Origin of the sequence: Rhizobium sp. C1 (genome assembly GCF_021026335.1) — a bacterium.
Lineage (GTDB): Bacteria > Pseudomonadota > Alphaproteobacteria > Rhizobiales > Rhizobiaceae > Ensifer_A.
This window is the reverse complement of the sequence record NZ_JAJNCY010000005.1, coordinates 273,431-294,981: the sequence shown is the minus strand read 5'-3', so window position 1 is coordinate 294,981 and position 21,551 is coordinate 273,431. Positions and strand designations below refer to the sequence as shown.

Sequence of the window (21,551 nt, the reverse complement as noted above, 5' to 3'; positions counted from 1 at the left end):
TCCAGATAGCCGAAAAGCCTGCGTCCCTGACCTCTTGCATCATGGCCCGGCTGAAACTGCCGAACTATAGGTGTGGCATGCGCGAAGGACTGGAAACAGGTCTTTCGCTCCATCCTTCCATTCATGACTCACGCGAACAGGGTTTTCACCATGACGCATCAGAGATCCGCACCCCTCGCCGTCCGGCGCACCCTGCTGCCAAGTCTGTGGGACCTGCTTGCCCTTCTGCTCGTTGTCGGGCTGATCGTGCTCGTCATCTATGGCGGCGAGGCGGCGACCGCGCCGCTGTCGACGCTTGACACGACGCCGCTGTCGCTCGATCCGTCGCATCTGCCGATCTATGCCCTGCGCACCATGCTGCGCATGCTGACGGCCATCGTCTTTTCGCTGATCTTCACGCTGATCTACGCGTCGCTTGCCGCCAAAAGCCGGCGCGCGGAAATGGTTCTGATCCCGATCCTCGACATTCTGCAGTCGGTGCCGATCCTGGGCTTCCTGACCTTCACCGTCACCTTCTTCCTCAATCTCTTCCCCGGCAGCGTCATGGGGGCGGAGTTGGCCTCGGTCTTCGCCATCTTCACCAGCCAGGCCTGGAACATGACCTTCAGCATGTATCAGTCGATGCGCAACCAGCCGAAGGATCTGGAGGAAGTGGCGAAAAGCTTTCAGCTTTCCGGCTGGCAGCGTTTCTGGCGCCTCGATGTGCCCTTCGCCATGCCGGGCCTCGTCTGGAACACGATGATGTCCATGTCAGGCGGCTGGTTCTTCGTGGTGGCGTCCGAAGCGATCACTGTGGGCGACACGACCATCACCCTGCCGGGCGTCGGCTCCTATGTGGCGCTCGCCATCAAGGAGCAGAACCTCTTGGCGATCGCCTATGCCGTCGTAACCATGCTGGTCGTCATCATCATCTACGACCAGTTCCTGTTCCGTCCGCTGGTTGCCTGGGCCGACAAGTTCCGCTTCGAAACCACATCCTCGGGCGTCGAGCCGACATCCTGGGTGCTCGATCTTTTCCGCCGCGCCCGCATGACCCGCCTTATCGTCGCGCCGTTCCAGTGGCTGTTCCGGCTCGTCTGGACCTTCCGTCTGCCGACCCTGCCGAAACTCGGCTCGCGCCGGACGACGCAGGCGGCCTCGCGCGCCATCGACTGGATCTGGTTGACGCTGGTCATCGCCCTGGCCGCCTGGGCAAGCTATCTGAGCTTCAACTATCTCAAGGTGAGCATCGGCTGGAGCGATGTGGGTACGGCTGTCGTTGACGGCTTCATCACGCTGCTGCGCGTCGTCGTGCTGATGGCCATCGCCACGCTGATCTGGGTGCCGGTCGGCGTATGGATCGGCCTGCGGCCGTCGCTGTCGGAAAAGGTGCAGCCGCTCGCCCAGTTCCTGGCGGCCTTCCCGGCCAATATCGCCTTTCCGGCCTTTGTCGTGCTGATCGTGCATTTCGGGCTGAACGCCGATATCTGGCTGAGCCCGCTGATGATCCTCGGCACACAGTGGTATATCCTGTTCAACGTGATTGCCGGCACCGCAGCCTTCCCGAGCGACCTCAAGGAAGCGGCCCGCAGCTTCCACATCCAGGGCTGGCGCTGGTGGGTCAAGGTGATCCTGCCCGGCATCTTCCCCTATTACGTCACCGGCGCCATCACGGCTTCGGGCGGCTCGTGGAATGCCAGCATCGTGGCCGAAGTCGCCAGCTGGGGGAACACGCAGCTCGTCACGCCCGGCCTCGGCTCCTACATCGCACAGGCGACCACGGCGGGCGATTACCCCCGCGTCGTCCTCGGCATCGTCGTCATGTGCGTCTTCGTCACCCTGTTCAACCGCCTGCTCTGGCGGCCGCTCTACGCCTTTGGCGAACGGCGGCTGCGCCTGGGCTGACCACCAAGCGAATTCCTGAGGAGTAGTTTCCATGCTCGATCAAATGTCCAAGGCCCCGCTTATCGATATCCAGGAGGTCTGCCGGTCCTTTCCCAAGCCGAGCGGCAAGGATGTCGTCGTGCTTGAAAATGTCGATCTGACCATCAAAGAAGGCGAGATCGTCGGTCTGCTCGGCCGCTCCGGCTCCGGCAAGTCGACGCTGCTGCGCATCATCGCCGGGCTGATTTCGCCCTCGTCCGGCATTGCGCTGTGCCGGGGCGATGCCATCGACGGTCCGCCGAGCGGCATTTCCATGGTGTTCCAGTCCTTCGCCCTGTTCCCCTGGCTGACGGTGCTGCAGAATGTGGAACTGGGCCTTGAGGCCAAGGGCGTCGATCGCGCCGAACGTCGCAAGCTGGCGCTCGACGCCATCGACCTCATCGGTCTCGACGGTTTCGAAAACGCCTTCCCCAAGGAACTGTCCGGCGGCATGCGCCAGCGCGTCGGCTTCGCCCGCGCCCTCGTCGTCCATCCCGATCTTCTCCTGATGGACGAGCCCTTCTCGGCGCTCGACGTACTGACGGCCGAAACGCTGCGCACCGACATGATCGATCTCTGGATCGAAGGGCGCATGCCCATCAAGTCCGTGCTGATCGTGACGCATAACATCGAGGAGGCGGTGCTGATGTGCGACCGGATCCTGGTGTTTTCATCCAATCCCGGCCGCGTGGCGCGCGAGATCAAGGTCGATCTGCCGCATCCGCGCAACCGCCTCGATCCGGCCTTCCGCCAGCTGGTCGACAATATCTATGCGCTGATGACGCAGCGCGCCGAGCCGAAGACGGTGGCCATGGAAGGGATTCCCGGCACCGGCATGGGCATGGTTCTGGAGCCGGTCTCGACCAACATCCTCTCCGGTCTCATCGAGGCGCTGGCCGGCGAGCCCTATCACGGCAAGGCCGACCTGCCGGTGATTGCCGGCCTGCTGCACATGGAGGCCGATGAGCTCTTCCATATCGGCGAGGCCTTGCAGCTGTTGCGTTTCGCCCATCTCAGCGAAGGCGACATCGTGCTGACGGAGGCCGGCAAGACCTTCGCGCATATGGCGACGGACGCCCGCAAGAAGCTGTTTGCCGAGCATCTCCTGACCTATGTCCCGGCCGTCGGCCTCATTCGTCGCGTGCTCGACGAACGCCCGAGCCATACGGCGCCGGCCGAACGCTTCCGCAGCGAGCTGGAAGACTACATGACGGAATCCTATGCCGACGACACGCTGAAGGCGATCGTCTCCTGGTCACGCTATGCCGAGCTTTTTGCCTATGACGAAAACTCGGAACTGTTCAGCCTGGAAAACCCACAATAACCGGCTGCGGTGATGTGTCCAATTGCCTGCGATACGGCGCCCGCTATGTCTTGTGACAGGCGGGCGTCGGCATAAGAAAAACAAGACGCTGCATTCATGGGGAACGATGGTGGAAGACAGCATCGCGACGTCCGGCGAGAGCCGGCAGGCTCAGCCAAACGAAGCGGAAGCGGGCAGTCTCACGCCCCTTGCGCGGGGGCAGTTTCTGGAAATGATGCGGCTGCCACATCTCGGCTGGCGCAGCGCCCTTCTGTCGCTCGGAGTGCTTGCGCTCGTCTGGGCGGGAAGCGGCTTCTACCGGGTCCAGCCGGATCAGCAGGGCGTCGTCCTGCAATTCGGCAAATGGGTGCGCACGGACAATCCCGGCATTCACTATCATTGGCCCTATCCGATCGAAGCGGTGGCGCTGCCGAAGACGACGCAGATCAACGAACTGGTTCTGTCCGGCCGCTCGCGGGAATCGCGCGAACTGGCGCAGATGCTGACCGGTGACGAAAACATCGTCGAAGCGGACTGCGTCGTCTTCTGGAGAATCCGGGACGCTGGCGACTATCTGTTCAATGTCGTCGATCCCGAAGGCACGTTGAAGGTGGCAGCCGAAAGCGCATTGCGCGAAGTGATCGGCGAAAATCCCATTCAGTCGGCCTTGTCCGACAAGCGCCAGCAGATCGCCGACGACACGACCCTCGTTCTGCAACGTCTTCTCGATCGCTATCGGGTCGGCATCGAGGTGACGCAGGTGCAGCTGCTTCGTATCGATCCGCCCTCTGCCGTGATCGACGCGTTCAACGATGTCCAGCGGGCCCGCGCCGACCAGGAGCGCGCCCGCAACGAAGCCGACGCCTATGCCAATGACGTGATCCCGCGGGCGCGGGGCGAAGCCTCCCACATCATCCAGCAGGCCGAGGCCTATCGCGACCAGACCATCGATCTGGCCAAGGGCGAGGCCGAGAGTTTCAAGGCGATTGCCGCCGCCTACGAGCAGCACAAGGATGTGACCGCCCGCCGGCTTTACATGGAAAGCGTCGATCAGATGCTCCGGCGCTCCAGCCGCGTGATCGTCGATCTGTCGGAAAAGGGCGGCGGCATCGTCCCCTATCTGCCGGTGCTCGATGCGGCAAACACCAAGACGCCGCCGGGTACGCCATCGGCATTCGTGAACGGACAGACCGTTCCCGCCAACGACGCGGCTGCGGGAGCACGCAAATGAGATACGCGAAAATCCTTCCCGTCGTCGTCGCGGGGATCGGCCTCTGGGGGCTTGCCGCATCCGCCTATACGGTTCAGCAAAGCGAGACCGCGCTGGTCGTGCGGCTCGGCAAGCCGCTGGTGCGGCGCGACGATCCGGGGCTCTATTTCAAGATCCCGCTGGTCGACACGCTGATATTTTTCGACAAGCGTCTGATTTCGCTCGAGCCACCCTCCGAAGAGGTCATTCTGGGCGATCAGAAGCGCATCGAGGCCGGCACCTATACACGCTTCAGGATCAGCGACCCGCTGGCCTTCTATCAGGCGGTCGGCACGGTCGATCAGGGCCGGATGCGCCTGGGCGAAATCGTGAGCTCGGCCGTGCGCCGCGAGCTGGGCCGCGTCAAGCTGATCGACCTGCTGACGCAGAAGCGCGACGCGGTGATCGACGCCGTGCGCAACGAAGTGATCGACCAGAGCAAGTCGCTCGGCATCGAAGTCGCCGACGTGCGCATTCTGCGCGCCGATCTGCCCAAGGAAACCAGCGCCGCCATCTATGACCGCATGAAATCCGAGCGCCAGCGCGAGGCGATGGAACTGCGCGCGCAAGGCTTCGAATGGGCGCAGGAAATCCAGGCGAAGGCGGACAGGCAAAGCACCGTCATCATGGCCGAGGCGCAGGAGCGGGCCAAGGTCATTCGCGGCGATGCCGATGCGACCGCATCGACGCTGATGGGCGACGCACATGACAGCGACAGCGCCTTCTACGCCTATTACCGCGCGCTGCAGACCTATGGGCAGACGCTCTCGGAAGCCTCGCCGATCCTGCTTCTGTCGGCTACACCGGACTTTCTGAAAACGCTGAAAAACGGTCCGCCGGCGGTGGCAACGCAGAGCCCGCCCGCGACCGTACCCGGCGCCGGCCCGCTGAACCAGACACCCAAAGGATAACGTCCGCCGGCGGTGGCGAACGCTATTTCGAGAAGGACAATCGACGTGGAATTCAGCAGTGACCTGTCCTGGCTCGGCATCAGCCTGCAGATTTTCTTCACCGATATCCTGCTGGCGGGCGACAATGCGGTCATCATCGCCGCGGCCTGCTGCCTGTTGCCGCGCCGGCTGGTGCCCCGCGCCATCGCGGTCGGGGCCATCGGCGCCGTCATCCTGCGCGTGCTGCTCGCCGTGGTCGCCAATGTGCTGATGGCCGTGCCGCTGCTGAAGGCGCTGGGGGGCATCATGCTGGCGCTGTTTGCGATCAACCTGAAGGCGAATGCCCAGGCGCTCGGCGCGGCCGGCGCATCGGAAAATCTCGAGGGCGAGCCGGATCTCGAAAGCGACGTGGATTTCATGGGCGCCGCCCTGTTCATCCTGCTGGCCGACACGATCATGAGCCTCGACAATGTCGTCGCCATCTCGGCGATCTCGGACGGCAATTTCGTCTATCTCGTTCTCGGTCTCGTGCTTTCCGTGCCCTTCGTCTTCTTCGGCAGTTTTCTGCTCACGGAGGCTATCGCGCAATATCCGGAAGTCGTCACTATCGGTTCGGCCCTTCTCGGATGGGTTTCGGGAAGCCTGATTGTCAACGATGCGCTCTGGTCGGACTGGGTTCATGCCCATGTCGAGGCGCTGGGCCTCTTCGCGCCGCTGGGCATGGCGATCTTTGTCGTCGCAGAAGGCGCGATCACCGGGCGATACCGCGCGCCGCCATTCCCACAGCTGAACCTCAGCATGCCGAGGTTGATGCGCGAGGCACACCCCATTCCCGCCATTCCCGCCGCGCCTGTCGCTGTGCCGATATCGGTCCCGGCCCCGATCGCGCCGCAGGCCGCCGTTCCGGAGCCGGCTGTTGTCGGACATGTCCGGCCAGAGACGCCGCCGGTTGACGCCATCGCAGCCGAACCTCAGGAACCCGTCGTCATTTTCGAGCCGCCAGCCAGCTCGTCGGCGGGACCGTCGGACAAGGTCGTGCTGATCGGTCTTCTGGCTCTTTTCGCGATGGTCGGCGCAGTTCTGGTGATCGCGATTGCCATGGCCCCGGCCAATCAGGGTTAGGGCATGATCCGGCCGGGCGTAGCAATCCGCGAAGATTTGAAACAAGAACAATGACGATATTTACCGCCATCAACCTGAAAATGCTGTCCATGGCCTCGGCTGTCTCGCTGTCGAGCAATCTGGACAATATCGCCATCGGAACCTCGATGGGGTTTCGCCGGATCGGCTTGCGACCGCGCGACAATCTTGTGGTGGCGACAGTGACGACCGCCGGCACGATCGCCTCGGCCGCCGCCGGCAAGGCGCTCACCCAGATTATCCCCGACAATATAGAAAGCATGATCGGCGGGGCGATCATGCTTCTCGTCGGCCTGTGGATCATCTACCAGGAAAAGACGAAGCCAGAGCCGGTCTATGAAGACGCGGATGCCGGTTCGACATCCGCCGCAGCCATGCCGGCAGACACGGCAGTATCCTCGGGCAGCCGCATGACGCTCTCGGAACTGCTCACGCTGTCGCTGGGGCTTACCTTGAACAACATTCCCAATGGTGTCGGCGCCGGCATGCTCCACATCGATATCGTTCTGCTCGGCCTGCTGAACTTCATTGCCAGCCTCGCGACGCTGAGCCTCGGCGTGCATGTGGGCCGGCGGGGCGTCCGTTGGCTGGGCACCTATTCCGGCTATGTCGCCGGTGTACTTCTGGCGGCGCTCGGCGCCACCGAAATGGTGTTCTGACGCCGCGGTTCAGGCGCAGCGCGTCACGCCAGAATATTCACCGCCCGCGCCGCCACCAGCGCCAGCGTCAGCAGCGAGACGGCAGCTTCGGCCATGGTCAGGAGCTTGGCCCGCGGCGACAGCGGCATCGTGTCGGTCGGGGAAAAGGCCGTCGCATTGGTGAAGGCGACGAAGAGATAATCCACGAAACCCGGCGACCAGCTCCGATAAAGCGGATCCGTCATCGACATTTGCGGAAACAGGAAGTCGGGATGCTGCTTCGTCGTCACGCCGCGGCTGGCTGGGCCGCCACGATCGATGCTCCAGAACCAGAGCGCAAACGCGATGATATTCGTGCACCAGATGTTCACCGCGTCAACCAGCAGGGTCTGCGCCGAGCCGGCATGGCCGGTCATGAGCGCCTTGATCAGGAAATAGAGCGCGACGAAATTCATGAGGGTGACCAGAATGGTCAAACCGAGCGCCGCGCGCCGGATGAGCCGCCGTCCATGCGCAATCAGATGAAAATGCGCCTCGGTGGAGGCATGTTTGGCCTTGTTCTGGGCCCATGCCGTGGCAACCGAGAGCGGAACCAGCAGGAGAAGTTCCACCGCAGGAGCCAGCCATCGCGACCACAGGGCGAAATCGTTGACCAGCAGTAATTGCAGCATGGCGATGACGAAGATGGCGCAACGCGCCAGCCAGAAGTCGAGGGCCTGTGTATGGGGAAGTCGGTGATGGTCCTGGTTTGTCGTATCTGTCGCGGGCATGAAGGAGCCTGTCGTGGCGATGCTGGGATAATTCAGCCAAAGCGGGAACCGGTTGCGGTTCAGGATTGCGCTGACACAAGGAGACATCGCGCCGAACGCGATCTCGCACCTGCGTTCGAATGCATAGCCCTTCGAAGGCCCCGGGGAAAGCCGTAAGCGGATCAGGATACAGGCAAAAAGCAGGCGCCCGCCAGTCACAAAGCCAGCGCAAGAGCCAGCAAGGGGAAAACCACTTTCAACTGCAGATCACTAAAAAACAGCAGCCAGCCTTTAAAGAAGGTCGGGAGAAAGCGTCGGCACCGGCGGACCTTGGGGTGAGGGGACCGGGCGCAGACCCTTACACCCCTCATATTGCAGGTTTTCGCGTGGGAGGATCAAATGCCGGAGATTGTCCACACGTCCGGCCCCTTGTCTTCGCGCGGCTTGATCTGGCGGTTGACCTGATCGTTCACCTTGGCGAGGAGATGCCGGATATGGGCGTGATAGGCGACGGAGGAGAGGCGGCTGCGGCGGCAGTCGCCGGGATTGTGCAGGCAGAAAATCTGGAAATGCAGCGTCCGCGCGTCGCTGTGCCTGGGCGCCATGTCGCGCGCGGCAGAGGCAAGCCCGAAGGCGTTCGCTTCGCTGGAGGCCGAAAACATGACGACCGCGATTGTCGAAAATGCAATCAGAAAAGACTTCAGCATGGTGGCCCCGTCCTGGATGCTTCGGTTCACATCTCTTTTGCGATGAAGGTTTCGCTGTTGAGTGCGAGACTACCCGCAAGAGCTTGAGGACCGTTCAAGCAACATGATAAAATTTGAACGATCTGGAGGTTTTGTTTCAAAACGGGGCGGATGCGGACGCCCGCGGCCAAGTCGCTCGCCTCACGCTGCCGGACATGCTAGCCTCGCCTTCAGAAAAAACGGAGGGGGCGGCGCCTCAGGCAGTGTGCGGGAGGCGCCGTGCGAGAACCAAGAAATGCATCATGCGACTGTTGATCGTTGAAGATAATCATGAGCTTGCCGATTGGCTTGCCCGCGCGCTGGTGCAGGCGCGCTACACCGTCGAGGTCGCCCATGATGGCGAAGAGGCCGAGCATCTGATCGCACTCGGCGAATATGCCGCCATCGTGCTCGATCTGTCGCTGCCGCATGTGGACGGCATGACGGTTCTGAAACGCATCCGCCGCAAGGGCAATCGCACACCGGTCATCATCCTGACCGCCAATGCCTCGCTCGACGGGCGCGTGGCCGGGCTCGATTCCGGCGCGGATGACTATCTCGCCAAGCCCTTCGAGCTTGCAGAACTGGAAGCGCGCCTGCGCGCCGTCATCCGCCGCGGCCACGATCTGGCAAGCCCGGAAATCGTCATTGCCGATCTAGCGCTCGACAGCGCGAGCAAGCAATTCACGCTCAGGGGCGAGCCGCTTCAGCTGACGCCGCGCGAACATTCGGTGCTGGAATATCTCGTCATGAAATCCGGCACGACCGTCACGAAGGCGTCGCTGCATGAAAGCGTTTTCGGCTTCGACGCCGAGCCGGATCCGAGCGCCATCGAGATCTATGTCCACCGTGTGCGCAAGAAGATCGAGGGCAGCGGCGTGCAGATCGCAACGCTGCGCGGGCTCGGCTACATGCTGCGGGCGCTTTAGAGATGGAAGGCCTGACGCACCCCGCGGGCTTGCTTCGTTATATCCGCGAAAGCCTCTATGCGCAGCTCCTTGTCTGGGTTCTCCTGACCCTGCTCGGTGTGCTCGCGCTCAACATCTTTTTCAGCATGCGGCAGGCGGCACAGATTGCCAGCATCGTTACCGACAACACGCTCATGGGCTCGGCCCGCATGATCGCCGAGGCCGTGCGCACGGACGAGCGCGGCAATGTCACCGTCGACATCCCACCCGCAGCGCTGGAAAACTTCGCCAACGGCTATGGCGATCGCGCCTATTACAGCGTGCGGACCGCCTGGGGCACGGTGATTGCCGGCTATGGTGAACTCGAGGCGCCGCCCGCTCTGGGAGAGGGCAGCACGATGCGTTTCCGCAACGAGACCGTCCGGGCGCTTGCCATCGATCATCCCGTCATCGGTCTTGAAAAGGACGGCATGATCAGTGTCACTGTCGCCGTCACGCTGAATGGGGAAACCGATCTCACGCGCCGCCTCTGGATGTCGGATTTCCTCAACCAGTTCGTGCTCGTTATCGTCGCCGGCGTCGTCACGTTGCTCGGCCTGCGCCGCGGTCTCGCGCCCCTCATGCGGTTGCGCGAGGCAGTCATCGCCAGCCGGCGCGAGCGGCTGGAGCCCTTCGATCCAGCCAGCGTGCAGACGGAATTGCGCCCGCTGGTCCACGCCCTCAACGATTACATGGCCCGCGTCCAGCGTCAGATGGCGGCGCAGCGCCGCTTCGTCGCCAATGCCGCGCATCAGCTGCGCACGCCGCTGACGCTGCTGACCACGCAGGCGAGCGTCGCCGCCCGCGAGACCGATGGAGAGCGTCGCAGCGATGCGCTGAATGCACTCACCCGCTCCACCCGGCAGGCTTCGCGCCTGGCCGAACAGCTACTGACCTTGACCCGCGCCGAACCCGGCAGCCGCGCGCCCCGTGCCGACCGCATAAACATGGCGCAAGTCGCCCGCCTCGTTCTGGAGGCCCAGGCCGAAACCGCGCTGAAGCGCGGCATCGATCTCGGGCTCGAAGCCGAGGGGGAGGCACCGGTCACCGGCGACGGCACCATGCTGCGCGAAATGGTCGTCAACCTCGTTGACAATGCGCTCCGCTACACGCCGGCAGGCGGCGAGGTGACCGTGCGGGTGGGACGCGAGGAGGGCGCGGTGGTGCTGAGCGCCGACGACAGCGGTCCGGGCATTGCTGAGGCGGAGCGTGAACACGTCTTCGAACGGTTCTACCGCATCATGGGCACGCAGGCCGAGGGCAGCGGGCTGGGACTGGCGATCGTGCGCGAGGTTGTCGAAGGGGCAGGGGGGACAGTGACCTTAGGGACATCGGAGATGGGCGGGCTGTCGGTGGCGGTGCGATTGCCGGTCGCGGAGTGAGGGAAATGAGAATGAATCGGCGTATCTTGATAACGGGTTGCTCCGGTGGCGGGAAGTCGACGCTTCTGGCGGAGCTGGCCGCGCGCGGGTTTTCGGTCGTCGAGGAACCAGGGCGGCGGATCGTAAGGGAGGAGCTGGAGAGCAGGGGCGACGCCTTGCCCTGGGTCAACCTGGCGGCCTTTGCGCAGCGTGCAATTGCGCTGTCCATCGAGGACCATGCGGCCGCCTCGCAAGGGGGCGGCTGGACGTTTTTCGACCGGGGCCTTGTGGACGCCGTTGCCGCCCTTCGGCATGCAACCGGCGAGCCGCTCCGGGAAGACCTGCTGGCCACCCATCGCTATCACAGCCAGGTCTTTCTGACGCCGCCATGGCCGGAGATCTATGAAAACGATGCCGAGCGAAAGCATGACCTTGCGGATGCCATTGCCGAATACGAGCGAATTTCAGCGCTCCTGCCGAAGCTGGGTTATGAGGCGGTCATCCTGCCCAAGGTTTCCGTTTCGGAGCGAGCGGATTTTCTCCTTCAGCAACTGCCCGGGGCGGTGGATTCCTGAACGTCAAGAAACAGGGGCCGCGGACCGGCCCCTGCTTTGGTCAAGCCGTCATTTCACGGCCGCGTTCCCCCCATCGGCAAAGAGCGCGGAGCCGGTGACGAAGCTTGACGCGGGACCTGCGAGAAACAGCGCGGCCTGCGCGATTTCCTCCGGCTGTGCGATGCGTTTCATGGCGTGCAGCCCAGCGGCCCAATCCTTCTGCGCCTGATCGCCCGCCATGCCGGTATCGGTGCCGCCGGGGAGAAGCGCATTCGCGCGGATGTTGCGAGCGCCGTAGTCCGCCGCGATGCCTTTCACGAGACCCATCAGACCCGCTTTTGCAGCGGCATAGGCGGCCATTCCCGGCAGACCGACGCTGGTTCCGACAAAGCTGGAAGTGAAGACGATTGCGCCGCCGCCGCGTTCCAGCATGGCGGGGATCTGGTGTCGGCTGGCGAGAAAGGCGGAGGTGAGGTTGGCCCTGATGGTCCGGTCCCAGTCGCCGGGATCGAGTTCGCCAACCGGCTTCGCCGCGCCGACAGTGCCCGCATTGTTGAACGCGATATCGAGACCGCCGAACCGCTTCTGCGCCTCGCCGACCAGCACCCGGTGGGTCTCGGCGGTGCCAACATCGCCGGCGACGGCAAAGGCCTTGCCGCCCTGTGCCGCGATCAAGTCCGCCACCTCGGCGAGTGCCGCCGCGCCGCGCGCGTTCAGGATCACGCACGCGCCTTCAGCGGCAAAGAGCAGGGCGGCAGCTCTGCCAATGCCCGACGACGCGCCGGTTATGATGGCGACCTTGTTCTGCAAAATTCCCATGACCATTCTCCTTCTGTCTGGAGACGGTGGCGTAGGAATTCCTGCGCGCGCGGGCCACCCGATTCCTGCAGCGCGCCGATACGAGCTGCATGCCGCTCGCCTCGGTCAGGAACAGAAACGGGAGGCGCTGGCCGCGCCTCCCGCAAGATTGTCCTCATTGTTTCCGAAGGCTCAATGCGTATCAAGGCTCTGTTGCGGCCGCCATTTGGCCAGCCGGTTCTCGACTAGCGTCATCAGGTATTCGGCAACCAGCGTCACGATCATCACCAGCACGATGGCGGCGAACATGCCGGCGGCGTCGAACGTACCCTTGGCGATCGAGATCAGCTGGCCGATGCCGTAGCGGGCGCCGACAAATTCGCCGACAATCGCGCCGATAATGGCGAAGCTGAAGGACACGTGCAGGCTCGCGAAGATCCAGCTCATCGCGGAGGGGATGATCACCTCGCGCGTGACCTTCCAGTCGGATGCGCCGAGAATGCGGGCGTTCGCAATCATGTCGCGGTCAGCCTCGCGGACACCCTGGAAGGCATTGGCGAAGACGACGAAGAAGACCATGATGAAGGCGAGCGCCACCTTGGATGCGAGGCCGAGACCCATGATCATGATGAAGATCGGCGCAAGAACCACGCGCGGGATCGAGTTGATCGCCTTGATATAGACGGAGAGGATGTCGGAGAGCAGCTTGTTCTGGCCGAGGCCTACACCCACCACGATGCCGGCGATGGAGCCGGCAAAGAAGCCGATCAGCGCCTCTTCCATGGTGACGCCGAGGTTGAACCAGAGCGAACCTTCCGTCGTGCCTTCGGTCGCCCACTCATAGAGGCGCTGGCCGATGGCGGAGGGGCTGGCATAGAAGAAGGGATCGATGAAGCCCGTGCGGGCTCCGATTTCCCAAATCCCCAGGATCGCCACCAGAATGGCGACCTGCCAGAAGAGAACGGTGCGCTTGCGCGCGGCAATCGCCTTCAGGGCCGCCGCTTCGATTTCCTTGTCGGACGTGCCGGGGCGAAAGAGCGTGTTGACGCTGTCCATGGTTGTGTCGGTCATGGGGAGATTCCTTCTTCTTACGCGGCTTCGCCGGCGCGGCGGTAGCTGGTTTCGACTTCCTGGCGTAGATCTTCCCAGATCGTCTTGCAGTAATCGATGAAGCCCTGTTCGTAGCGGATTTCGGAAACGACGCGCGGGCGCGGCAGGTCGATCGTGTAGACGGATTTGACGGTCGCAGGGCCGGCGGTGAGCACATAGACCTTGTCGGCCAGCGCAACGGCCTCTTCCAGATCATGCGTCACGAAGACGACGGAGGCCTGCCGCTCGGCCCAGAGCTTCAGAAGCTCTTCGTGCATCACCGTTCGTGTCTGCACGTCGAGCGCCGAAAAGGGCTCGTCCATCAAGAGGATTTCCGGCTCATTGATGAAGGTCTGCGCCAGCGACACGCGCTTGCGCATGCCGCCCGAGAGCTGGTGCGGATAGTGATGCAGGAACTTGGAGAGGCCAACGCGGGCGAGCCAGTCCTTGGCCATCTTCTCGGCTTCCGCCTTGGAGCGGCCGCGGAAGAGGGGCCCGGCCATGACGTTTTCGATGACATTCTTCCAGGGGAAGAGCGCATCCTTCTGGAACGCGAAGCCCACGCGGGGGTCGATGCCGTTGACCGGGCCGCCCATCAGCCGGACTTCGCCGGCAGACGGCTTGGCGAGCCCCGTCACGAGGTTCAGTGTCGTCGATTTGCCGCAGCCGGTCGGCCCGACGACGGCGACGAATTCGCCGCGTTCCACCGTCATGTTGAAATCGCGGATCGCGGTGAGCGACTTGCCGGTCGGCGAAACGAAGCGGCGGGTGATGTTGATCAGCTCGATGGCGGGCGGGGGGCCGGACTGTCTGTCGGACATGGGTCATCCTTTCCGCGCCGGTCCGGCGCAGGCGAAATGCGTTGGGACAACCCCTGCCTTTTCAGGCAGGGGTATGGATGGGAGAACTCTTACTTCGCGGCCTTCACGAATTCGGTCGTGTAGGTCTTGGCAAGATCGATCTGCTTGCCCTGCACGTTCTTGGAGAAGGCGGAGAGCACGGCGAGAACCGTCTTCGGACCGTCTTCCGGCATCACGCCGTCCGGCGTGAACATGCCCTTGCCGGCCTCAAGCGCTGCGATATAGCCGTCCTTGTCGCCGACATAGAAATCCTTCGGCATCTTGTCGGCGATTTCGGCAGCAGAATGCGTGTTGATGAACTTCATGGTCTTGACGAAGGCATTGGCGAGCTTCTGCACATCGTCCTTGTGCTTGTTGACCCAGTTGGTCTCCATATAGAGCGAAGCTGCCGGATAGGTGCCGCCGAGCGCTGCACGCGCACCTTCCACCGTGCGCATGTCGACGAGAACGCGCGCCTCTTTGGTCTTCAGGAGACGCGAGATCGTCGGCTCGGTGGTCATCCCGGCCTGGATCTTGTCCTGCTGCATGGCGGCGATGAAGGTGCCGCCCGCACCGACCGGCACGGAGACCGTGTCTCCCGGCTTCAGGCCCGCCTTGGCAGCCATGAAGAGCGTCAGGAAATTGGTGGAGGAGCCAAGCCCGGTCACGCCGAGATTCTTGCCCTTCAGATCGGCAAAGCCCTTGATGTCGGGATACTTGTTCGAAACGAGCTCGACTTCGCCCGGTGCCTGGCTGAACTGCACGACGGACTCAACGAACTTGCCCTTGGCCTGCAGGTCGACGCAATGGTCATAGAACCCGACCACGCCCTGAACCGCGCCGGCCAGAAGCTGGTTTTCGGCATCGACGCCGGCCGCTTCGTTCAGCAGCTCGACATCCAGACCTTCGTCCTTGAAGTAGCCGAGAGATTCGGCAAGCTTGGCGGGCAGATAGATCTGCTTTTCATAGCCGCCCACCATGATGGTGATCTTGTCGGCAGCGCTCGCCAGCGACGTGGCGGCAAGCAGCGAAAGAACGGTGAGCGTGGAACCCGCAATCGCGCGCACGGCCTTGACGTGAAACATCCTGAAATCCTCCCTTTTGAAGTGATGCCAGACGATCCTCGCGACCGCCTTCTCCTCGGCATGAAAGATCTCTTAACAGGCGAAGCTTTCAGTCAGCTTTCAAAACCACCGAAAGAGCAATCCCTGCCACCCGCCGGCAACGAAGACAGATTAACAGATAGGCAAGTCGCGCTTCAGCATGAACTCACACCCGAATTTTACTGTCTTTCGGACCACGAGATCGAAGTCGGACCTGAATTTCCTGCCGCTACTGCCCCGCGGGTATCAGGCTCATGTTGCTCAACGATGCCGTGTTCGATGACCTGTTCGACCGCCCGCAAATCGCAATACACGCCGAGGTTGGGCTGTGGGGCTCGATCCGTCACCATGACCTCTTGAGCGGGACCGTCATCGTGTCCGACGATGACGGCCGGCTCCGCGTCGGCAATCACGCGCTGTGCCGGGTTCACCACGAATGCCTCTTACAAAAGCTGCTGCCGAGAACCGGCCGCTCCTCAACCCGCTCAAGTTAAAAGCGTTGCCGCACCAAAGACAAGTGTTCTACCAATTTACTTTCATTGCTGCTGAACAGAGTGTCCAAACGCTGCCATCTCAGTGCGTGAGAATGGTCGATTCGGCCAGGGCCTCCGGCGGCGGCGCCACAGCGGTCTTGTCGTAATTGGCGTTGAGAACCAGGTTTACGCCCGCGTTGATGGCGACCTGATGGGCGATGATCAGCGTCCATGCCGATTGTAGGCCGATGGGGATCTGCGGCAAAGGGCAGGGAACGAGGGGCAGGAGCTGAGGCAGGTAAACCTGTATCAGCGGGTGGTGGTGGGTCGCCGCCTGCGCCCTGCAATCAAAATGAATGATATCATCCGTCGGCAACTGGCCGACGATAAGCTTGCCGCGCGGAAGATAGATGGTGCCCAGCAATCTCGGCGCGAGACGGCTGCCGATCTGGTGAACACGGCCCGGAGGGGCATTACGATCTTCAAAGAAAAGAATACCGGCCAACGGCCCGGAGACCGGCGCGCTCAGGTCGAGCGAGGTCGTAAAGTCCGTGTACAGGACCGCATCCTTACCCGTCAGATAGACCGCCGCGTCGACCATGGTAAGAGAGGCCATGTTCACGAGAACAAGCGGACCGTCCTTGATGATATAGGTTCCGTGCATCATGCGGACACGGGTCGGCTTGTCGATGATCAGCCCCCCACAATAGACGCCGGGACGCAGCGTGATAAGGCCGATCGGAACCTTGTAGTTCGTGAAGTCACATTTGGTTTCGCTCGGCGCGGCACGCGAAGCGAGCGGATCGGCCGCAACCGGGCAATCTGTTGTAGGCATCGGACTGAAGGCCGATGGCGAGCCGACAAAACCGCCGCTGGTGCAGATGACCTTTGCAGACATTGTACCAAAACCGGCAGTCTCGAGGCCATCGCTCGCCTTGGAATTGGAATGCGTGTTGCAATTCGGCGCCGTGACGCGGCCGTCATCCACACCGAGATTGGCCGATCCGTTGCCGAGCGCCAGCAAGCAGATGACACTGGAACTACCTGCACGTGCCACAGCGCGCGAGTTGACCCCGACACCCGAATCTCCACCCAGCCGCATGAAACGCAGATGCACCCGCGCGGCGATTGTGACCGTCACGGAGCGCTCCTGTTCATTCACGGTGACCTGCGGCTCACCGTTCACCTTGGCCGTCGAAAGAGCCGAATCGGCAAAGGCAAGAGCGACCTGCTTCACGACATTCGTATCACTATTGCCGAGCCGGTATTGCGAGGCACCGGCCAAAGCGGCGCTGTCAGCCATGTTCTGGATGTTGGAGCGCACCCGCATGATGTTGGCGATGTCGAGCGCGCCACCGGTTGCCAGCATCAAACAGCCAAACAACAGGACGAATATCAGCGGCATGCTGGCGCGCCTGTCCAGGCAGAAATCTCTCAAGACTTTTGTTAGGCTCATGCGTTTCAAAGATGGATAGCCTCTGGCTCTGGAACCTTGATTGTAGCCATTTGACAGAGGGCGCATCATGAGTGTTTCCCCCTTAATTCTTAAGGGGACAATCGCATGAAGACGTTAGTTAAATCTGAAAATAAACGGATAATTGCAAAGAAACGGCGATTTTTTGCAGCACTCATTAATGCATAAGGCCTAAATAAATTATAAGGTGCACAACCGCTTTATTAGTGATGGCCCAGCGATCTGGATACCGCTCGTTTTGTACTCCAGTCTGAAGAAAGACACCGTCCAGAGCACGTCCGGCAAAGCGCGTGAGCGGTTTGGGTCCGGACTGCAAAAAACAAAGATATAGGGTATTTCCGATGATCCGGTTTTCCCCGGATCTACTCCGGCAGCCAGGGCTCGAAAGAACGAGCGGCAGGCCAGCGGACTTGCAAGGCCTCGGCAAACCCGGGGAGCGGCGGCCTTCAGCGCCCCCTGCTCCGCTTCTCGAAACGCGGCAGCATCGCGGAAAAGTCCCGGCCGCGCCCGTCTTCCTCTTCAACGAAGCTGGCATAGAGTTCGGTCGCGCGCGCGCCCATCGGCGTATCGGCATCGACAGCGGCCGCGGCTTCCTGGGAAAGCCTGAGATCCTTCAACATGAGTTCGGCGGCAAAGCCCGGCCTGTAGCCGTTGTCGGCGGGAGATTTCGGCCCGACGCCGGGGGCGGGGCAATAGGCATTCATCGACCAGGAATAGCCCGAGGAGGTTGAAACAACGTCGAACATCTTGGTCCGGTCCAGCCCAAGCTTGTCGGCAAGCGCAAAGGCCTCGCAGGTGGCTACCATGGTGGCGCCGAGGATCATGTTGTTGCAGATCTTCGCCGCCTGGCCCGCGCCCGCCGCGCCGCAATGCACTGACTTTTGACCCATGACATCAAGCAGCGGCCTGACGATTTCGAAGGCCGTATCCGGTCCGCCCGCCATGAAGGTCAGCGTTCCGGCTGCGGCACCGGTGATACCGCCGGAAACCGGGGCGTCGACCGCCATCAGACCCGCCGCTTCCGCTTGCGAAGCCACCGCACGGGCGCTTTCGACATCGACGGTCGAGCAATCCAGAAAGACCGCGCCTTTCTTCATGACCGGCACGATTTCGGCGGCTACGGCGCGCAGGATCGCGCCGTTCGGCAGCATGGTGATGACGACATCCGCCCCCGTTGCCGCCGCCTCGGCGCTCGCCGCCTTCGTCACCCCTTCGGGCGTTGGCGCTGCGAGGTCGAAGCCCGCGACCTCATGGCCGGCCTTCGCCAGATTGTGCGCCATCGGCGCGCCCATATTGCCGAGACCGATAAAGCCGATCTTCATGATGTTTCCTCCCGTTATGCGATCTCGTTTTCGCCGAGGCTCGATAGCATCATGGCGACGTAATCCGGCGGGGCGGCGTCGGCCGCCCGATGCTTCCAGTGCGGTGTTCGATCCTTGTCGATCAATTGGGCGCGGATGCCCTCGACAAAATCGCCAAACTCATGCGAACGCCAGGTGAAGCGATATTCAAGCGCCACCGCCTCGCGCAGCGAAGAAAATCCGCGCGCACGCCGCACGATTTCAAGCGTCGCGGCCAGCGAAATCGGCGAACCGCGGCGGATCGCTGCAGCCGCCTTCTGAGCCACCTCGCGATTGTCTTCCCCGGCGTCCCTGCCGGCTTCCTCGTCGAGCCGCTCCAGAATGCCACCGATAGTGCCGGCAGACAAGGTCCGTTCCAGCATGGGCAGGAGCGCGGGAAGCGTCGCGCCCGCACCTGCCCGCCCGGCGGCCTCAGCCAGTGTCGCATCCCCTGTTTCGATCAGCGCAGCCTTCAGCGCCGGCCATTCCGTCTCGGGGATATAGAGATTGGCAAACCCCGCGAAAATCGCATCGGCAGCGTTCAGGCGCTCGCCGGTGAGCCCCAAATATTCCCCGACCCGTCCCGGTGCGCGCGCCAGGATCAGCGAGCCGCCGACATCCGGAATGAGGCCGATCCCGCATTCCGGCATCGCAACCTTCGACGTGTCGCCGACAATGCGGTGACTGCCATGGCAGCCGAGCCCGACGCCGCCACCCATGATGAAGCCTTGCAGGAAGGAGACGACGGGCTTTTGATACTCGGCGATCTTGACGTTCAGCCGGTATTCGTCGCGCCAGAAGTCGCGCGCCGGCTGCAGGTCGCCGGCCTTGGCCTGATGGTAGATACTGGCAATGTCGCCTCCGGCGCAAAACGCCTTCTCGCCCTCGGCTTCCATGATGACAAGCGCCACGTTCGGATCGTCACGCCAGGCATCCAACGCGGCTTCTATGGCAATCGACATCGGATGGGACAGGGCGTTGAGTGCCTTGGGCCGTGTCAGTGTGACAATACCTGCCCGTCCCTCTATCCTGGTCGTCACATCTTGCATCTGTGCGTCATCCTCATCACGCCGGTTCCGCAAACGCTCGCGCAAGCATTTGATCCTTAAATCAAAAGCGCGCGCGGCCAGCCGACCACGCAACCTCGAACCACCGGCTCTCCTCCCCGGCACAGCCAACTATAGAAACAGGAAAGCGACGACCGCAAGTCATCTTTAGGATAATAAGTGGGGCTTAGGGCTTGCCACGACCGATCCCGTCGCGGCACAGTTGTCGAAAACCGCATCAAGGAAGTTTCTGTGTCCAAGTCTTTCCCCGCGGCAGACAGCATGGCCGCGACCGGCCGCGCCTCCCGCCCGATCAGCTTTCCTCTCGACACCCCACCCGAGACAGGTCAATGCGTGGAAATCGCCCCCGGCATTCTCTGGGCGCGCCTTGCGCTGCCGTTCCGGCTCAACCACGTCAATATCTTCCTCATCGAGGATGGAGACGGCTATGCGGCGGTCGATACGGGTATCGCCGACGAACAGACGAAGGCGGCCTGGCAGACGCTTCTCTCCGGCCCGCTGAAGGGTAAGCGCCTGACGCGCCTGATCGTCACGCATCACCATCCCGATCACATCGGGCTTGCCGGCTGGCTCTGTTCCGAGTTCGGCATTCCTCTGCTGACCAGCCAGACCGGATTTCTCGCCTGCAACAATATCTCGTTGAGCCCCAACGCGCTCGGATCGGACGCCTATCGCGCCTTCTACCGGGCCCATGGCATGAGCGAGGCCACCGCCGAGACCGTTTCCACGCAGGGCAATTTCTATCTGCGCATGGTCACGCCCCTGCCGTTGACCTTCTTCCGTCTCGTGGCCGGCGAGAAGCTGAAGATCGGGTCGCGGGTCTTCGACATTCTTTCGGGCGACGGCCACGCGCCGGAACAGATCATGCTCTACGACGCCTCGGCACGGCTGCTGCTTGCCGCCGACCAGGTGTTGGCGCGCATCACACCCAATGTCAGCGTCTGGGCGGTCGAGCCGGACGGCGACCCTCTGGGGCTCTATACCCGCAGCCTGGCGAGCATCGCCGCCTCCCTGCCGGAGGACACCTTCGTCCTTCCCGGCCATGAACTGCCCTTCTACGGCCTGCATACCCGGATCGGCGAGATTCTCGCCCATCACGAGGAGCGCTGCGGCCTGATCCTGAAAGCCACGGCTGAAAAGCCGATGACCGTCGCCGATCTCGTTCCGGTGCTTTTCCCGCGCCCGCTCGATCCACACCAGATGAGCTTCGCCTTTTCCGAAACGCACGCCCATGTGAACCTTTTGATTCACCGGGAAAATCTTGTTTGGGAAAGGGATGCGGCCGGCATTCTCCGGGTCGTTCCGGCAGGGCGTTGACAGCTGTCAACTCGAAGCCGCGCCAGCATGGATTTGAAAATGCGCGCGCGAGCGGCTAAGCAGTCTCAAAACCAATTCCAGCGCCCAGGAGCACTGACCATGCCGGATACGATCTTTGTCCTCAACGGCCCGAACCTCAACCTGCTTGGGAAGCGCCAGCCGCACATCTACGGACATGAGACGCTTGCCGACGTCGAAGCCGATTGCCGTCGTCTTGGCGGGGACCTCGGCTATGATATCCGCTTCCACCAGTCCAATGCCGAACATGAGATCATCAACTGGATTCATGAGGCGCGCGAAAAGGCGGTTGGCATCGTCATCAACCCCGCCGCTTTCACCCACACCTCGGTCGCAATTCTCGACGCACTGAATACTTTCGAAGGCATCGTCGTGGAGGTTCATATTTCCAACGTCCACAAGCGCGAGAGCTTCCGCCATCATTCCTATGTGTCGTTGCGCGCCGATGGCGTGATCGCCGGCTGCGGCACGTTTGGCTATCAGCTGGGCCTGCGCAGCGTGGTGGAGAAAGTCACGGCGTCAAAGGAAAAGGCGGGCCGCTAAGCCCGCCTTCAAACCTCTCAAAACACTGCAAC

21 protein-coding genes are annotated in these 21,551 nt (G+C 62.4%); 12 read left to right on the top strand and 9 right to left on the bottom strand.

Annotated features, from left to right (window positions below; genetic code table 11):
- Positions 1–150: 150 nt before the first annotated feature.
- The 6 genes from LQK83_RS13380 to LQK83_RS13355 all read left to right on the top strand — a co-directional run bounded on the left by LQK83_RS13380 (position 151) and on the right by LQK83_RS13355 (position 7,143).
- A complete protein-coding gene (locus tag LQK83_RS13380; protein WP_230837897.1) occupies positions 151–1,884 on the top strand; it encodes an ABC transporter permease in 1,734 nt (577 codons plus the stop codon).
- A gap of 31 nt (positions 1,885–1,915) precedes the next feature.
- Positions 1,916–3,226, top strand: a complete 1,311-nt coding sequence (locus LQK83_RS13375) for an ABC transporter ATP-binding protein (RefSeq protein ID WP_230837896.1) — start codon at positions 1,916–1,918, stop codon at positions 3,224–3,226.
- A 106-nt stretch (positions 3,227–3,332) separates the two neighbouring features.
- Entirely contained in the window at positions 3,333–4,436 is a 1,104-nt protein-coding gene (gene hflK, locus LQK83_RS13370; RefSeq protein ID WP_230837895.1) for an FtsH protease activity modulator HflK, read from the top strand.
- On the top strand, positions 4,433–5,365 hold the full coding sequence (hflC, locus tag LQK83_RS13365; RefSeq protein WP_230837894.1) for a protease modulator HflC: 933 nt from the start codon (positions 4,433–4,435) through the stop codon (positions 5,363–5,365). Before hflK ends, hflC begins: the two co-directional genes overlap by 4 nt.
- 45 nt (positions 5,366–5,410) lie before the next feature.
- Positions 5,411–6,466 (top strand): YjbE family putative metal transport protein, encoded by a 1,056-nt coding sequence (locus LQK83_RS13360; protein WP_230837893.1) that lies wholly within the window; start codon positions 5,411–5,413, stop codon positions 6,464–6,466.
- A gap of 50 nt (positions 6,467–6,516) precedes the next feature.
- Complete coding sequence (locus LQK83_RS13355) at positions 6,517–7,143, top strand: hypothetical protein (protein WP_230837892.1); 627 nt, start codon at positions 6,517–6,519, stop codon at positions 7,141–7,143.
- Positions 7,144–7,166: 23 nt separating this feature from the next.
- Here the strand turns inward: LQK83_RS13355 and LQK83_RS13350 are convergent, their stop codons facing one another.
- Together LQK83_RS13350 and LQK83_RS13345 are read right to left on the bottom strand one after the other, a co-directional pair.
- The gene (locus tag LQK83_RS13350) at positions 7,167–7,892 is read right to left on the bottom strand and encodes a hypothetical protein (RefSeq protein WP_230837891.1); all 726 of its coding nucleotides are present in this window, start codon (positions 7,890–7,892) and stop codon (positions 7,167–7,169) included.
- A 374-nt stretch (positions 7,893–8,266) separates the two neighbouring features.
- On the bottom strand, positions 8,267–8,578 hold the full coding sequence (locus LQK83_RS13345) for a transglutaminase-like cysteine peptidase (protein ID WP_230837890.1): 312 nt from the start codon (positions 8,576–8,578) through the stop codon (positions 8,267–8,269).
- A 281-nt stretch (positions 8,579–8,859) separates the two neighbouring features.
- Between LQK83_RS13345 and LQK83_RS13340 the strand changes: the two genes are divergently transcribed.
- From LQK83_RS13340 to LQK83_RS13330, 3 genes are read left to right on the top strand one after another with little or no spacing between them, the layout of a single operon-like run.
- The gene (locus LQK83_RS13340) at positions 8,860–9,525 is read left to right on the top strand and encodes a response regulator (RefSeq protein ID WP_230837889.1); all 666 of its coding nucleotides are present in this window, start codon (positions 8,860–8,862) and stop codon (positions 9,523–9,525) included.
- A gap of 2 nt (positions 9,526–9,527) precedes the next feature.
- Entirely contained in the window at positions 9,528–10,925 is a 1,398-nt protein-coding gene (locus LQK83_RS13335) for a sensor histidine kinase (protein ID WP_230837888.1), read from the top strand.
- 11 nt (positions 10,926–10,936) lie between these two features.
- Positions 10,937–11,479: an AAA family ATPase gene (locus LQK83_RS13330; RefSeq protein ID WP_230837887.1), complete on the top strand. Its 543-nt coding sequence runs from the start codon at positions 10,937–10,939 to the stop codon at positions 11,477–11,479.
- Positions 11,480–11,527: 48 nt separating this feature from the next.
- Here LQK83_RS13330 and LQK83_RS13325 read toward each other — a convergent pair whose 3' ends face one another.
- The 4 genes from LQK83_RS13325 to LQK83_RS13310 all read right to left on the bottom strand — a co-directional run bounded on the left by LQK83_RS13325 (position 11,528) and on the right by LQK83_RS13310 (position 15,269).
- Positions 11,528–12,277: an SDR family oxidoreductase gene (locus LQK83_RS13325; protein ID WP_230837886.1), complete on the bottom strand. Its 750-nt coding sequence runs from the start codon at positions 12,275–12,277 to the stop codon at positions 11,528–11,530.
- 171 nt (positions 12,278–12,448) lie between these two features.
- Positions 12,449–13,327, bottom strand: a complete 879-nt coding sequence (locus tag LQK83_RS13320; protein ID WP_230837885.1) for an ABC transporter permease — start codon at positions 13,325–13,327, stop codon at positions 12,449–12,451.
- A 17-nt stretch (positions 13,328–13,344) separates the two neighbouring features.
- On the bottom strand, positions 13,345–14,166 hold the full coding sequence (locus tag LQK83_RS13315; RefSeq protein WP_230837884.1) for an ABC transporter ATP-binding protein: 822 nt from the start codon (positions 14,164–14,166) through the stop codon (positions 13,345–13,347).
- Positions 14,167–14,255: 89 nt separating this feature from the next.
- On the bottom strand, positions 14,256–15,269 hold the full coding sequence (locus LQK83_RS13310) for an ABC transporter substrate-binding protein (RefSeq protein ID WP_230837883.1): 1,014 nt from the start codon (positions 15,267–15,269) through the stop codon (positions 14,256–14,258).
- A 272-nt stretch (positions 15,270–15,541) separates the two neighbouring features.
- Between LQK83_RS13310 and LQK83_RS13305 the strand changes: the two genes are divergently transcribed.
- A complete protein-coding gene (locus LQK83_RS13305) occupies positions 15,542–15,781 on the top strand; it encodes a hypothetical protein (RefSeq protein WP_230837882.1) in 240 nt (79 codons plus the stop codon).
- A 79-nt stretch (positions 15,782–15,860) separates the two neighbouring features.
- Here the strand turns inward: LQK83_RS13305 and LQK83_RS13300 are convergent, their stop codons facing one another.
- The 3 genes from LQK83_RS13300 to LQK83_RS13290 all read right to left on the bottom strand — a co-directional run bounded on the left by LQK83_RS13300 (position 15,861) and on the right by LQK83_RS13290 (position 19,623).
- Positions 15,861–17,165, bottom strand: a complete 1,305-nt coding sequence (locus tag LQK83_RS13300; RefSeq protein WP_230837881.1) for a pilus assembly protein TadG-related protein — start codon at positions 17,163–17,165, stop codon at positions 15,861–15,863.
- 515 nt (positions 17,166–17,680) lie between these two features.
- Positions 17,681–18,559: a 3-hydroxyisobutyrate dehydrogenase gene (gene mmsB / locus LQK83_RS13295; RefSeq protein WP_230837939.1), complete on the bottom strand. Its 879-nt coding sequence runs from the start codon at positions 18,557–18,559 to the stop codon at positions 17,681–17,683.
- A gap of 11 nt (positions 18,560–18,570) precedes the next feature.
- Positions 18,571–19,623 carry an enoyl-CoA hydratase/isomerase family protein gene (locus LQK83_RS13290; protein WP_230837880.1) on the bottom strand — a complete coding sequence of 351 codons (1,053 nt, stop codon included), beginning with the start codon at positions 19,621–19,623 and terminating at the stop codon, positions 18,571–18,573.
- A 249-nt stretch (positions 19,624–19,872) separates the two neighbouring features.
- Here LQK83_RS13290 and LQK83_RS13285 point away from each other — a divergent pair, with 249 nt between their 5' ends.
- Both LQK83_RS13285 and aroQ read left to right on the top strand, forming a co-directional pair.
- On the top strand, positions 19,873–20,958 hold the full coding sequence (locus tag LQK83_RS13285; RefSeq protein WP_230837879.1) for an MBL fold metallo-hydrolase: 1,086 nt from the start codon (positions 19,873–19,875) through the stop codon (positions 20,956–20,958).
- A gap of 99 nt (positions 20,959–21,057) precedes the next feature.
- The gene (aroQ, locus tag LQK83_RS13280; protein ID WP_230837878.1) at positions 21,058–21,519 is read left to right on the top strand and encodes a type II 3-dehydroquinate dehydratase; all 462 of its coding nucleotides are present in this window, start codon (positions 21,058–21,060) and stop codon (positions 21,517–21,519) included.
- Positions 21,520–21,551: the final 32 nt, after the last annotated feature.